The 13338-nt window shown below is 39.9% G+C and carries 14 protein-coding genes; 5 read left to right on the plus strand and 9 right to left on the minus strand.

Features of this window, described 5'->3' with window-relative positions:
• Position 1: 1 nt before the first annotated feature.
• Positions 2–493 (minus strand): sigma-70 family RNA polymerase sigma factor, encoded by a 492-nt coding sequence (locus tag QZ574_RS04400; protein WP_297087183.1) that lies wholly within the window; start codon positions 491–493, stop codon positions 2–4.
• A 114-nt stretch (positions 494–607) separates the two neighbouring features.
• On the minus strand, positions 608–1537 hold the full coding sequence (locus QZ574_RS04405) for a pseudouridine synthase (RefSeq protein ID WP_297087185.1): 930 nt from the start codon (positions 1535–1537) through the stop codon (positions 608–610).
• A 99-nt stretch (positions 1538–1636) separates the two neighbouring features.
• On the opposite strand from QZ574_RS04405, the gene QZ574_RS04410 reads away from it, so the two are divergent.
• Positions 1637–2407: a TIGR00266 family protein gene (locus QZ574_RS04410; protein WP_297087187.1), complete on the plus strand. Its 771-nt coding sequence runs from the start codon at positions 1637–1639 to the stop codon at positions 2405–2407.
• Positions 2408–2466: 59 nt separating this feature from the next.
• Here QZ574_RS04410 and QZ574_RS04415 read toward each other — a convergent pair whose 3' ends face one another.
• Positions 2467–3783: a deoxyguanosinetriphosphate triphosphohydrolase gene (locus tag QZ574_RS04415; RefSeq protein ID WP_297087189.1), complete on the minus strand. Its 1317-nt coding sequence runs from the start codon at positions 3781–3783 to the stop codon at positions 2467–2469.
• A gap of 183 nt (positions 3784–3966) precedes the next feature.
• Positions 3967–4665, minus strand: a complete 699-nt coding sequence (locus QZ574_RS04420; protein ID WP_297087190.1) for a SprT family zinc-dependent metalloprotease — start codon at positions 4663–4665, stop codon at positions 3967–3969.
• Positions 4666–4703: 38 nt separating this feature from the next.
• On the opposite strand from QZ574_RS04420, the gene QZ574_RS04425 reads away from it, so the two are divergent.
• Entirely contained in the window at positions 4704–5405 is a 702-nt protein-coding gene (locus QZ574_RS04425) for a hypothetical protein (RefSeq protein WP_297087192.1), read from the plus strand.
• A gap of 127 nt (positions 5406–5532) precedes the next feature.
• Entirely contained in the window at positions 5533–6723 is a 1191-nt protein-coding gene (locus tag QZ574_RS04430; protein WP_297087194.1) for an HlyD family efflux transporter periplasmic adaptor subunit, read from the plus strand.
• 37 nt (positions 6724–6760) lie between these two features.
• On the opposite strand, the gene QZ574_RS04435 is transcribed toward QZ574_RS04430, so the two are convergent.
• Positions 6761–7453, minus strand: coding sequence for a Crp/Fnr family transcriptional regulator (locus tag QZ574_RS04435; RefSeq protein WP_297087196.1), 693 nt, complete (start codon positions 7451–7453; stop codon positions 6761–6763).
• A gap of 220 nt (positions 7454–7673) precedes the next feature.
• Between QZ574_RS04435 and QZ574_RS04440 the strand changes: the two genes are divergently transcribed.
• On the plus strand, positions 7674–7880 hold the full coding sequence (locus QZ574_RS04440) for a hypothetical protein (protein ID WP_297087198.1): 207 nt from the start codon (positions 7674–7676) through the stop codon (positions 7878–7880).
• Positions 7881–7934: 54 nt separating this feature from the next.
• Here QZ574_RS04440 and QZ574_RS04445 read toward each other — a convergent pair whose 3' ends face one another.
• The 3 genes from QZ574_RS04445 to QZ574_RS04455 all read right to left on the minus strand — a co-directional run bounded on the left by QZ574_RS04445 (position 7935) and on the right by QZ574_RS04455 (position 11460).
• Positions 7935–8438: a rhodanese-like domain-containing protein gene (locus QZ574_RS04445; RefSeq protein WP_297087200.1), complete on the minus strand. Its 504-nt coding sequence runs from the start codon at positions 8436–8438 to the stop codon at positions 7935–7937.
• Positions 8439–8461: 23 nt separating this feature from the next.
• Positions 8462–9625, minus strand: a complete 1164-nt coding sequence (locus tag QZ574_RS04450) for a cytochrome b/b6 domain-containing protein (protein WP_297087201.1) — start codon at positions 9623–9625, stop codon at positions 8462–8464.
• A 242-nt stretch (positions 9626–9867) separates the two neighbouring features.
• The gene (locus tag QZ574_RS04455) at positions 9868–11460 is read right to left on the minus strand and encodes a tetrathionate reductase family octaheme c-type cytochrome (RefSeq protein WP_297087203.1); all 1593 of its coding nucleotides are present in this window, start codon (positions 11458–11460) and stop codon (positions 9868–9870) included.
• Positions 11461–11641: 181 nt separating this feature from the next.
• Between QZ574_RS04455 and QZ574_RS04460 the strand changes: the two genes are divergently transcribed.
• The gene (locus tag QZ574_RS04460) at positions 11642–12334 is read left to right on the plus strand and encodes a Crp/Fnr family transcriptional regulator (protein ID WP_297087205.1); all 693 of its coding nucleotides are present in this window, start codon (positions 11642–11644) and stop codon (positions 12332–12334) included.
• Positions 12335–12377: 43 nt separating this feature from the next.
• Here the strand turns inward: QZ574_RS04460 and QZ574_RS04465 are convergent, their stop codons facing one another.
• On the minus strand, positions 12378–12536 hold the full coding sequence (locus QZ574_RS04465) for a hypothetical protein (RefSeq protein WP_297087207.1): 159 nt from the start codon (positions 12534–12536) through the stop codon (positions 12378–12380).
• Between the last annotated feature and the right edge of the window lie 802 nt (positions 12537–13338).

The raw sequence follows: 13338 nt of genomic DNA on the forward strand, positions 1-13338 counted from the left end.
GCTACTCATCTTCAGTTAGCATCAGTTTTTTTAGCTTCTTTTTAATCCGGTTCATTTTTACGCGCACGTAGTTTTGCGTAATACCTGTTATCTCAGCAATTTCCTCGTATTTTTTATTTTCAAGGAACAGCAGCACAATCGACTTTTCAATTCCCGTTAGCTGCTGAATGGCTTTGTGCAATACTTTTATATTCTCTTCGGTTTCGGTGTCGTACTTTTCATCTTCAATCTGAAAATTTTCGTACGTTAAACTGCTTTGGTCAGGTCTTCTTTTACTTTTTTTAAAGGTAGTAATGGCCGTGTTCAAGGCCACACGATACATCCAGGTTGATACCTTTGAGTCTCCTCGGAAATTGGGGTACGATTTCCACAATTGCGCTACAATTTCCTGAAAAAGATCGTTGCGGTCATCTTCCGTGTCGCAATAAATGTTGCAAACCTTGTGGATAATGCCCTGGTTCTTTTGAATGATGTGTAAAAATTCCTTTTCCAAAATCGGATTATTAGTAACTGATAGTGCGAATAATTACATTTTTGGACAACAAACTGTGATTGTTTGTTAAAGGTAAAAGTTATTGTGGAAACAACACTATAAATGGTGTTTACATCAAATCATTTTTAAAAACTTAATTTCTTTATCGGTAAGGAGACGCCATTTTCCGCGGGGCAGATTTTTTTTAGTTAAGCCGGCAAATAGCACACGGTCGAGTTTTTTTACGCGGTAGCCAAAGTGCTCGAAAATACGACGAACAATGCGGTTTTTTCCCGAGTGAATTTCAATCCCCACTTCGGTTTTGTCATCAGCTTTAATATAGCTAATGGCATCGGCGGCAATTGGGCCATCTTCCAATTGAATACCTTCGGCAATCATTTCCATGTGGCCACGTTCAACGGGTTTGTCGAGCGATACCTGGTACACCTTCTTTTTGTTGTGACTGGGGTGTGTCAGTTTTTTCGAGAGGTCGCCATCGTTGGTAAACAGTAACAGTCCTGTGGTATTTCGGTCGAGTCGTCCAACCGGATAAACACGCTCATCGCAGGTTCCTTTCAGCAGGTCCATCACAATTTTATCGGCATGCGGGTCGTCGGTGGTTGTAACGTAATCTTTTGGTTTGTTTAAAAGGATGTACACTTTACGCTCGGCTTCAATTTTTCGCCCGTCGAACCGTACTTCGTCGCCCGGCAGAACGCGTGTTCCGAGTTCGGTAACAGTTTTGCCGTTAATGGTTACCATGCCGGCACCAATAAAGGTATCGGCTTCGCGCCGCGAGCAAACACCAGCGTTGGCGATAAAACGGTTTAAGCGCATTCCTTCAGCCGAAAGTGTTTTTAGTTTTGGTCGTGGTGCACTTTCCTCTTTTTTTGCCGGTTTACCAAATTTTTTCCGGGGTTTGAATTCCTTTTTGGGTTCTGATTTTTCAACTACCCGTGATTTTCCAATTCGTTTTCCTGAAGGTGCTTTCCCCGAACGTTTTGATGTGTTTCCGGATGATTTACCTTGTGAATTGCCCCGGCTGCTGTTGTTACTCTTGCGCATTGCTAAATTATTTTGTGCAAAGATCGATAATTTTTCGGATTTGGAATTCGATTTCCCTGAATTCGCTTAATTTCGATGAATTAATAAAAAAACAAGGCTATGAATTCGCATGAAATTGATTACAAAATTATTGGGCACGATGTGCAGTTGGTTGAAATAGAGTTGGATCCGGGAGAAACCGTAATTGCTGAAGCTGGTGCCATGTTGTACATGGAAGAGGGAATAGATTTTCAGGCCCGAATGGGTGACGGCTCTAATCCTCGCGCCGGTTTTTTTGACAAATTGTTATCGGCCGGTTCGCGCCTTATTTCCGGAGAATCATTGTTTCTCACTCATTTCTCTAACCAGGGTTGGGGGAAAAAGCATGTGGCTTTCTCGGCGCCCTATCCGGGAACAATTATTCCCCTGAATTTACCTGATTTTGGCGGGCGCATTATCGTTCAGAAAGATGCGTTTTTATGCGCAGCGCTTGGTACAAAAATTTCGATAACTTTTAACCGAAAGCTTGGCGCGGGCTTTTTTGGCGGCGAAGGATTTATTCTGCAACAATTGGATGGCGACGGAAAAGCCTTTATCCACGCCGGCGGAACTGTAATTGAAAAACAGTTGAACAACGAAACATTGCGGGTTGATACCGGTTGTATTGTTGGCTTTGAAACATCAATTGATTACAGCATTGAACAAGCCGGAGGCTTACGCTCGATGGTATTTGGTGGCGAAGGCCTGTTTTTGGCCACGTTACGCGGCACCGGAAAAGTGTGGCTGCAAAGTATGCCCATCAGGAAATTAATTGCCGAATTGTCGCCGGCAGGGGGTAACACCCGAAAAGAAGCACGCGGTGGCTTGTTGGATAACCTGTTGGAAGGGTAGTGAAACACATAAGTTAGCAGGTGAATTGGACGAAAAAACAAAGCTCGCCTGCTAACTTTCTATACCACTCCGGGCAAACTTATTCCTTTGATTTTTCGGTAAAGGTCGAGCGCAAACACATCGGTCATTCCCGATACAAAATCAACCACCGACTGGATTTTATTGTACCTTGAATTTTCGCCCGTTTTGTATTGGCCCGGCAGTAACGAGAGAATTTTTTTACTGTACATTTCATGAGGGGCGGTGGTGGCATCGATAAACTCTTCAAGCAGCGTACCAATAATCTTGTAGCCGGCAATTTCAATTTCAACTACCGAGCGGTGCGCATAAACTTCCGAGAATGAAATTTGCTGTACTTCTTTCATAGCTTTGGCTTGTTGTTCGGGAAGCTGATCGATGAGGCTGCCGGAAAAGGTACCTGCCATTATGCTGCTGTAATTGGCTTTAAAAATATCGATACTCTGGTAAATCAGTGCCCCAATCACATTGGCGCGCAGGTAGCTGATTTGTTCGTTTACATCGCTCACCTGCTTAAAAGTAGCTTCAAATTGTGCAATACGTTTGCTGTCAAAGAAATTTTGAAAAAGCTTACGTATTCTGTCGTAAGTTAAAATGCCCAGTTTAAAAGCATCTTCCAGGTCCATAATCTGGTAGCAAATATCATCAGCGGCCTCCACCAGGTATACCAGTGGGTGACGGGCAAAACTTCCATCTTCGCGTTGTGTTATTCCCAGTTCTCTGGCAATGTGGTAGTAGTTTTCTTTGTCCGACTGGAAAAAACCAAATTTGGGTTTGGTAGCTTTTACCGACTCGAAGGGGTACTTTACAATACTGGCCAGCGTTGAGAAGGTTAAGGCAAAACCACCTTCGCGCTTGCCGTTAAATTGGTGGGTTAGCGTTCTGAAAGCGTTGGCGTTTCCATCAAAAAAGGTAAAATCTTTCCATTCTCCTTCCGAGAGTTTGTTTTTGAATTTTTGGCCGGCACCTTTGGTAAAATAGTTCGAAATGGCAGCTTCGCCCGAGTGTCCAAACGGCGGATTGCCCAGGTCGTGAGCCAGGCAAGCGGTTGATACAATGGTGCCAATTTCGTGAATCAGCGGATTGTTTTGGTGGCTTGAAAGTAAATACTCGGCGAGTAAATTACCCAATGATCGGCCAACGCTGGCTACCTCGAGGCTATGGGTGAGGCGGTTGTGTACAAAAATATGCTCGGGCAGTGGGAAAACCTGTGTTTTATTTTGCATCCGGCGAAAGGGCGACGAGAAAATAATCCGGTCATAATCGCGCTGAAACTGCGTGCGGTCTTCGTTTGAAGCCGGTTTTTTTTGGTCCGAGCTGCCCAATCGCTGTGTCGAAAGTAACTTATTCCAATCCATAGTAAACAATTCTGACACGAATGTATAAGAAATAATTGAACACGCGAGTCCATTTTTGTTTTCAACAGCGAAACATTGAAGCAAATACAGGAGTTTAATTTTTTTGTTTCCGCATTTAAAAACGGAAATTTTCATCGCAACAAAAATTTGTTTTGAAAACGGAGCATCTTTTTGGCACAGCGCCTACAAAGTGTAGGTAGAATATTTTTTTACCTCGCGCGCCAATTCGCGTGCTTTACCATTGGTAATCTGGTTTAAGCGTTTCCAGAATTCAGGGCCATGATTTTTAATTTCGGTATGTACCAGCTCGTGCAACAAAATATAATCGATAAGCGATGTTGGTAGTTTAATCATTTGCAGGTTAAGGCTAATGTTGTTTTGCGAGGAGCAGCTCCCCCAGTTTCGGCGGTTGTTGCGTATGCTAACTTTGTTGTAGGTAAAACCGTACTTTTGCGCCAGTTGGTTGAGCCTTGTTGGTAGCAGCCTTTTGGCTTCAAAACGGTAAACCGAGGTGAGAACCTGTTCGATATATGCCAGCGCTTCGTCTGACCCGGGATTGTTAACTAAAATAGTAATATTGCCGGCATCGGTTTTTACCGTGTTTTTTTCGCCGGCTACAATTTTAATCTTGTGGAGTTTTGTCTCTATCTCATGGCCTGTTTTTATGGGAGTTACACGAGCCTGCATTTTGTTTTGTTGTTGCTGAATCCAGGCCTCGTTTTTAACCACAAAAGCCAGTGCTTCTTTTACCGAAATAAAAAAAGGAAAAGAAACTAGTACAGATTTGTCGGGTTTTACGCTAAGCTTTATATTTTTGGAGCGTTGGTTTTGCGAAAAAGTTACTTCGCCTATGTGTTTCAGTTGAACTACTTGCTTGGCCATACGTTATTGTTACAAATAAAAAATCAAAGATATCAATCATGGGAAATAAAAAAATGGAGGTGTTTGTAAACCTCACTAAAAAAGATATGGTTGTTTCCGTTGAAGAAAAAATTCTTCCGGATAGCCTGGTATTTGAATCATTAAATCCTTTTCCCGGGTACTACCATGAATTGCCAACCGATGCCGGGTCGATGTATATTTACCTGATACTGGATAAACAATACCCGCTCGAAGAAGTATTAAGAGCAACTCAGGCCATTGAAAAACTATACAACTGGAATTTTGATGCCGGCAAAGCTTACATGACAATTGGTTCAACATTTTTAAATGCCATTCGTGTTCGGCATTTGCCATCGATTGACCTTTTGGTAAAAATACAGGAAGCTTATGAAAAGCAGGGCATTCATTTCTTAATGAAAAAGAAACTTCAGGGAAGACTGGAAGCCAATGTGAAAATTGTAAAGTTCCTTGAATTGGAGCAGCTTGATGAAGGTATTTTTCTAAATGTACAGGATCCAACTTTTGCGTATATTGAAATTCCGAAATACCTGAAAGACGATGAATTTGTAAAAGTTTCGATGGATGTGAAATACAACTGGACAGGACACGAGTTTGATGCTGCCAGCGCTTCGTTTTATATTAATGGATTTTTGATGGAAGCTGTGCGTATTTTCTCAGATAAAATGGATCTTGATTACCTGCGAGACATTCAAAAACTGTATGTCGAAAAAATGGATTAATACGTGTTACAAAACGAATATACAGGCGGCACCTTTGGTAGCTGCCTTTTTTTTGCTTTATTCCGGTCAATATGTTAACCTACTTTTTTTAGTACCTTTGGTTTATATTGTTAAAACAGTAAATGTTATGCAAATCAGATCCCGTTTAATGGTTTTAAGCCTGCTTTTATTTTTTGTGTGTACCATAGTTTCGTGCAATAAAAAAAAGGATAGCCCTACAATTAAAACCGAAGTGGTAAGTCGTGGTACGGTGGTAGCTTCCTTTATTTGCCCTGCAAAAGTAGAGCCGGCAAGCATTGTTTCAGTGGTTAATCCTACCCGTAATTCAATTACCGCAGTATATAAAACTGCTGGACAAAAGGTGGAGAAGGGAGAGCTGATTTTGCAACTTGACAAAACAAATATTCAGGAAGAGATTGCACGCTTAAAAAACCAATTGCAGCAAAAACAAAATGTTCTTGACAAGAACAAGCTAAATGCAAAAAGTGCCGAACTTGATTTGGACTATAGCGCCGAAGCTAAAAAAGCACGCATTTTAAAATTGAAATCAACATTGGAGCAACAAAATAAATTGCTCGAAGCGGGAGGAACCTCTTCGGCCAGGGTAGAACAAATTAAGCAGGATATTGCCTTAGCAGAAAGGGATTTAGACAATCAGGCCGAAAAGAATGAAATCCGGCTGAAACAGCTGCAAATGGATCAGCAAAACCTTGAACTGCAAATTGCCTCGTTTAAACAAAATTTAGCCAGCCAGCAGGAAATGCTGCGTAAAACAACTGTAAAAGCACCTGTTTCGGGAACCATTGTTGAACTGGCCGGTAATATTGGCGAGATTGTTTCAATTGATGAGGCTTTAGTTCAAATTGCCGACGACACGGCATTTAAATTGCTGGCAACAGCCGGTAAAAATAAAATCGACCATATTCTTCCCGGGGGGCCAGTTAACATTAATATTGACGGTGAAAAAATTAAGGGAAGCATTGGCAATGTAACTGTAGACGATGTTGCAGAGTGGGTTCAGTTTGATGTTTTTGTTGCAGCAGATGGACAAAACAAACTGAAAAAAGTGAGTGAAACAGAAGTGGAGGTAATTGCCAACGATAAGGAAAATGTTTTGAGAATAAGAAAACTACCCGGCATGGTTTTAACAAAACATATTGATGTGTTGCTACAAAAAGGGGATGAAACCATTCGCACCGAAATAGTACTGGGAACCATCGGAAAAGATTATTGTGAAGTTATATCCGGCGTTAACGAAGGTGATATTGTTCTTTTAGCACATCCGGCCTCGGCGCAAGAGCTGGTGGTTAAGCAATAAATTAAGTTTCTGATTAAGTGGAATGGGGGTTTGTTGGTTACCCTTTTTGTCTTATTTGTTCCAATTTTGCTTCGTCGATAATATGGATAAAGGACTTGTCCATTTTAATGATTTTTTCGTCCTGAAATTCTTTTAATAAACGGGTAACACTTTCGCGCGAAGTGCCAATTAGTGCTGCAAGCTCAACTTTTGTAATGTTAAGGTTAAAGGGATTTTCTCCGTAAACATTATTTCTAAAGTAGAAAAGTGTACTGGCCAGTCGACCCGGTACTTGTTGCTGTACATTGTTTACCAGCCGGTCGTAGTAATTCATTTCATCTTCAAAAATATAAGAGATAACCTCTGATGCAAATTGGCAGTTTTTGCTTAATAATGCACTAAACTTATCAATATCGATAAAACAAACTTTGGTGGGGGTAAGTGCAGTGGCCGAAATGTAAAATTGTTTGGTTTTTTTATTGAGGTTATTAATTCCCAGGTAGGCACCTTTTTTCGAAATGCTCAGGATGTAGTCTTTCCCGCCGATGCCTTTTTTGCTGAGTTTTACAAAACCTTCGCGAATATATACAATGTGATTGGCCGGTGAACCTTCTTTAAAAATTAACTCCCCTTTTGAAAATTCAGTTTGCAAACAACCTTTTTCCAATACTTCCAGTTCTTCGTGGCTTAGAATTGCCACAACGCTCGACTTTATCTTACAGTTTCTGCAACTTTCTTTTTTTATCTCCATTTCTAAATCGTGTTGTCAGGCCTAATATAATCCTCAATTTTTAATTTGTGCTCAAAAAGATGTGATATAAATCACTGCAGACAGGGTAATAAAAGGTTAAAATAAACTAAAAATATCTCACAAAGAGCGTGTAAATGCCACGCCTAAAAGCGCACAAAAGTTCATATAAGTCAGTATTTTTACTCATGAGATTAAGTAAAATTTTTAAATCAGATAAATCATGAAAAAAGCACTCGTATTAGTTTGTTACAACTTAGGACTTTGGGGGATATTAGGATTTTTTGCAACATTAATTTTAGGTTTTCTCTCATGTTGTGCTAATTTGTCGGAAAATGTATTTTTCGGCTTCCTTGCTTTCTTTGCAGTTAGCGGAATTGTTGCTTCAGCAGTTTGTGTATCAAAAGGCTGCAGGAAAATTGTGGAATAATTCAATAAAGAATACTGAAAATAGAAAAAACGCCTTTTTAAAAGGCGTTTTTTTTTAGCAACCTCCTACCTCGCCCTGATCCCCATGAGACTCAAGTTCCAGATTTTTTTCCTGCAATAAGGGATAGGTTAATTCCCACTTTTTCCATCCTCCATCGAGGAAATAAATATTTTCGTAACCTAGTTTTTTTAAGGTCTCTGCGGCAAGAATACTTCTGCTGCCTTTTTTACAATACAACACAAATAGTTCGCTTTTCTCAGGATAATAAAATCCTGTACTTTCCCAAAATTCCTCTTTCCCGATGTTGAACTCAAGCGTGCCTCTGGGTATATTTACCGATCCGGGTATATAACCATGGTTGTGTTCGCCCGGCTCCCTCACGTCAATAAGGTTAAACATTTCAAAACTGTCAATTTTTGTTTTAAGTTGCTCCACAGTTAATGTTGCCAGGTTCTGGCTTGCTTGCTCAACCATCTCGTCAACCGAGTTGTAAGAGTTGGTTTTATCACAAGCTGCAAACAATGCTACCCCAATAATTAGAATAAATATTTTTTTCATGTCTGTAAATTTTATCGTGATGTTTACTCTTCTACTTTTTGTTTTTTTAGCTCTGCTTCCACGCTAATTTTCTTTTTCAATAGTTCTTTTTCGGCCAGTCGTTTATCGGTGGTATCAATTATAAATCCTTCTACCCCGGTAATTTTACCGTTTCTAATCATCGGCGAAATAGTTAATGTATGATAGCCAAAGCTTCCGTCTTTACAAATTCGTTTTACTTCGCCATGCTTTATGGTTTCACCCTGCAAGGCTTTCTCAACCGATTTTTCAAGCTCGTGGAAATCTTCTTCGGTACGGCTTAAGCGATAATGTTTGCCTACAATTTCGGTGGGCGAATTGTAGTTGTACAGTTTTGCCCAGGCCTCGTTAACTTCGCTAAACATTCCGTCTTTTGAAATCGCAAAATAGCCAACGCCGCTTGATGAAATTGCATCTCTGAAACGGAAATCCTCGGATGATTTGGCTCCTACATTTTTTTGAGCAGCTACCAATGCATCGTCCAGAAACTCGCTTTTGTCTTTTGCCGATTTAAACTGAGCTTTTGTTTTTAAGAGGGCAATTTCAATATCATTCGCCAGTCGCTCTTTAATGGTTTCATCGTCCATTTCTTCCCACCCTGTAACCATTGCTTTTATTGACGAAAGTGGTTTGTGCCCGGTGGTAGTTAAATAGATATGCGCAATTATAAACGAGAACAAAAGAAAAGCTCCAAAGGTGTGAAAAAATGCAACCAGTTGCAGGCTCTCCAACTCGAAGCCCTTAATTGGGTAATTAAAATACAGGTATAAAAAACCGGAAATTACCTGAACCGGAATAACCAGGATTTTTAGTCCCAGGTAAATTAAACGCTGTAGCGGATTAAATTTATTGTATACCAGTTTTTTTGTGGGGTGCGAGGCGCCTTTAAATATTCCAAGTACGTAATAATCAATTTGGGCCTTTATAAGCTGTGTGGTTGGAATATACTGCCTCCATTCGCCTATAGAAAAATGCCAGAAAATGGCAAAAATAATGAGTACCAAAAAGGCCCAGGCTGTGAGGTTATGTATTTTTACAGCTGCTTCGTAACCCAGTAAATTGTAGGTGCTGTGTATTTCAAAACCTGTAACTATTAAAATAAATATAAACAAGGCTTGCGACCAGTGCCAAAATCTCTCGAATAATTTATAGATATATACTTTTTTCACTTGAATATAATTTAGTTAATATTTTGTATGTTCAAACATGTATGATCTCTGTTAAATATTTGATGGTCGATATCCGTGGAACTCGAATGATTAATTTATTTATATCCTTTTGTGTTCCTTAGGCCATGCTCCTTTCATTGGATTATAATTGTTTGTTATCTATGGTGTAAAATGAAACCTGCATGATTTAAATTATTTGCTTGTGTGCAAATTTCTCCCGTGTTTCATTTGTTCAATATGGTTTAATGTTCATCTTTTTGGTTTCGTGTAAGAATACGAAGCGCACCGTGGGCAAATACAAATAACAGGATGAAGGCAATCATCGAGAAGCCGCTAATGTCGAGAAAACGGTTGTAGTCGCGTCCGGGAAGATAAAAATCGTTGAGGCTCGCCAAACGGCTGTCGGTTCTCGTGTGGCAATCTTTGCAGCTAAGCGATTCTTCTTTTGGCGCTACCATATGGTTTAAAGGCCAATACATTTCAGTTTCAACAAAATCGTATTCGCCGCTGTAGGGCAGGCCAAGGTAGTCCATTCCTGCCTTCGAGGCTTCGTTCCAGTTAAAATCGAGCCAATAAGCGCTATCGCCTTTTGCAGTCGACCAAAGCTTGGGCTGTATTAATGTTTGGTATTTTGTGTCGTAAATTTGCTTTCCGCGGTGTACCTTAACCGGCCATATCTTGGAGGGGCTTGTGCTTTTCTGTTTACTGCCTTTATCGTTGTATGACCCGTCGAGCGAATTCATCTGAACCGGGATGGTATCAATTTTATCTGTTATAAGCTGATGGTTGGCAATACCGTTAAACCAGTAATATTCGGGTTTTACATGGTCGTCGTACACAAAAGTTCCTTTTATCGACAGGTAATTGTGATTCCCATCTGCATCATTTTCATGTTTTGGGTTCCCATCGTCATCTAAAACTCCGGCAGTAGACCAGTCCCAAATCATTTTAGTGCTGTTTGCTTTTGCATAGCTTGGAATATGACAGGTTTGGCAGGCAATCCTAAGGTTATGCTGGTTTAATAAGTTGTCGGTATGCGGTTCAGCGGTGTGGCATTGCTCGCAAGTAGCGCGGTTTTTATTTTCTGATGATAAAGCGTAAAGCTTTCCTGCCATCTGGTGGTTTTCGGTAACATGGCAGTCAACACAGCTCATATCTTCGCCTTCAACAGCCATATGTACATCAATTTTTTTTGATGCATCAAGCAGTGCTACCTCCAAATCTCCGTGTTTTACATTGTTGCCGCCACCGCCCCAAAAGTGGCATACTCCGCAGTTTTCGCGTTTGGGAGAACCTACGTTGCGGGCCACATACGAAAGGTTAACACTTGCCGCTGGATAGCCTGCAGCTCCTTTTCCCTTTTCATAGGTTCCCGAGTTGTCGTGGCATACCAGACAGTCGATGTTTTTAGGTTCGTTAAAGTCAAACGATTGGTCTTTCCAGCCGTAACCAATGTGGCAACGGGTACAGGTTGCCTCGCTACCCGATATGCCAATGCAAAAGTTATTTAGTATATTTTTTTTGCCAACGGGCACTGCACCTTTGCCTGCTAAAACTTCGGTTCGTTCCCAGTTCCAGTGGCTGGTGGCCATAATTTCTTCATCGCGTTTGTTGTGGCACGAGATACAGGCTTCGGTTACCTGGTGGGCATTTTCAAAATCTTGCTGTAAAATTTCAAAAGAGTTATGATTGGCAATCGAACTCATTTTCCGGTCTTTTTTCCAGGTGTAGTTTATAACGTTAATCCTGGTATCAACCGAATCCTTCTCAATGGCATTCACCGATTCAAAACCAATGGCTAAAAAGAGTAATAAACAGTAGGTTGTGTATTTCATGATTTAGTGAATATAAGTTCAGTATAAAAGTATCAATGAGTAGCATATGTTTGTTACGTTTGGGTGTGCGAATTGCCGTAAAAAAGTTTGATGTGGCTCAATAAAAAATTGAACTACATCAGTTTAAAATATGATTTGAAACATGTTATGCTCGTTAAAATCTTTCTATTTTTAGCCTCTTATGAAAAGTATATATTCAAATAGTTGTACGGTTTTTAACAGGAGGGAGTGCTGTTTTGACAAACTTACAGCAGAAGAGCGGAAAATAATTGATGAGAAAAAAATTACCTTAACCTATAAAAAGGGCGAGAATATATGTAAGCAGGGAGCCTTTGCGTCGCATATTATATTTTTAAAAGACGGTTTGGCCAAGGTGTATCTCGAAGGAAAACCTAAGAACTTAATTTTAAAAATTTCTCCACCCGGAAATTTAATAGGTTTGCCTTGCATTTACGATGGTAATAATACTTTTCTGTATTCGGCCACAACTTATATCGATTCAGAGGTGGAACTCATAGAAATTGAGTTGTTTAAAAAAATGATACTGCAGAATCCGAAATTTGCTTTTCAGGTGATTAATGTTTTAAATGAAAATACCGTGCAAACCTATGGCAGGTTTTATTGCTTTACCAATAAGCAAATGCACGGACGAATGGCTGATATTCTGCTGTGTTTATCTCAGCGTATTTTTAAAACTGATGCGTTTAATTTGCCATTGTCGCGTTCTGATTTGGCTGAGCTTACGGGAATGAGCACGGAAAGTGTGATTAGGGTGATGAAAGATTTTAAGGACGATGGTTTAATTCGGTTTGAAGGAAAAGATGTGGAACTACTGGATGTGGAGAAATTGGTAACCATTAGTCAGCTGGGCTAAAAACCACTATATCTCTTCCGGTAAATTCGCTTATGGAAGCGCATTAAAAGTATATCCGAAACTGCATTTCTGCCTGATAGTTTTGTTGATATTTACAATCAAACGCAGCCGGATACAATTCCAGGTGAAACAACTCAGAGAATCGAATTCTGTTTATTTTTTCAATTCGCGAAGCTCCAACCCAAAAAACTGGTTTCTTCATTTGATGAATTATTATCACTGGCTAACGTTCCGGCAACAATTCCGATTAAGCCTATCGTTGCCCCTGGTATTGCAAGAATCTTTTTTTTCAAATCTGAAGCTTTATTATTGCAGTATTAATTTTCAGGAAAGGCTTGGTGCAGTTGCTGCATCGTGTAGTTGTTTTGGGCGTATGCAGCAAAGATGAACAGGCAGTAGAAATCAAGCTACTGAACGAAAATACATAGCTGTTTTTAGCCTGCTAAGCACAATATATTAATCAATAGTTCGATACGGAAACTGCCGCTTTCTAATTAGATAGAAGATCAGATTCATGCTGAATATACGGTTGCCGATAAAGCTGTTCGAACCATTTGTTCAGATTCTCTCTCCCAGCGTAGGATGAGTCTTCATCAATTATATAATAACTATCCGACTGTTAATGTGTTCTGTTGAGGGCGCTAATGTGCTTTTAGTCAGCTGGATAAAAGGAGCATGGTTTTTTGAATTAATCATAATTAGTAAATTGCTTAGTAGTGGTAGGTCAAATGCTGATTTAAAATCAGCAATCGGGCGTATTACTTTGGGTTTGTTAAACGTATGAATTTTGTGCCATAGAAGTACTTTAGTAACAGGTTTAATTATGTTTGAACCTTTTTTAATAAGTTTTACAAACCTTTCAATAACGTGTATCTTAATTTTTTGCCGATAGCTATTGTTGTGCATAAAATTTAGCCGGGGAAAGGTAGTTTGCCAAAGCGGCATCCAAATCAAACCTAACGAATATGGATACCAAATTATCATCTGTTCATAAATCCTGTATT

Source organism: uncultured Draconibacterium sp. (genome assembly GCF_913063105.1).
Lineage (GTDB): Bacteria > Bacteroidota > Bacteroidia > Bacteroidales > Prolixibacteraceae > Draconibacterium.

Coding starts and splice junctions, on each gene's coding strand:
- QZ574_RS04425 (WP_297087192.1), top strand. CDS start 4,704: ATGGGAAATAAAAAAATGGAGGTGTTTGTAAACCTCACTAAAAAAGAT.
- QZ574_RS04455 (WP_297087203.1), bottom strand. CDS start 11,460: ATGAAATACACAACCTACTGTTTATTACTCTTTTTAGCCATTGGTTTT.
- QZ574_RS04465 (WP_297087207.1), bottom strand. CDS start 12,536: ATGAAGAAACCAGTTTTTTGGGTTGGAGCTTCGCGAATTGAAAAAATA.
- QZ574_RS04405 (WP_297087185.1), bottom strand. CDS start 1,537: ATGCGCAAGAGTAACAACAGCAGCCGGGGCAATTCACAAGGTAAATCA.
- QZ574_RS04415 (WP_297087189.1), bottom strand. CDS start 3,783: ATGGATTGGAATAAGTTACTTTCGACACAGCGATTGGGCAGCTCGGAC.
- QZ574_RS04410 (WP_297087187.1), top strand. CDS start 1,637: ATGAATTCGCATGAAATTGATTACAAAATTATTGGGCACGATGTGCAG.
- QZ574_RS04420 (WP_297087190.1), bottom strand. CDS start 4,665: ATGGCCAAGCAAGTAGTTCAACTGAAACACATAGGCGAAGTAACTTTT.
- QZ574_RS04435 (WP_297087196.1), bottom strand. CDS start 7,453: ATGGAGATAAAAAAAGAAAGTTGCAGAAACTGTAAGATAAAGTCGAGC.
- QZ574_RS04440 (WP_297087198.1), top strand. CDS start 7,674: ATGAAAAAAGCACTCGTATTAGTTTGTTACAACTTAGGACTTTGGGGG.
- QZ574_RS04445 (WP_297087200.1), bottom strand. CDS start 8,438: ATGAAAAAAATATTTATTCTAATTATTGGGGTAGCATTGTTTGCAGCT.
- QZ574_RS04460 (WP_297087205.1), top strand. CDS start 11,642: ATGAAAAGTATATATTCAAATAGTTGTACGGTTTTTAACAGGAGGGAG.
- QZ574_RS04430 (WP_297087194.1), top strand. CDS start 5,533: ATGCAAATCAGATCCCGTTTAATGGTTTTAAGCCTGCTTTTATTTTTT.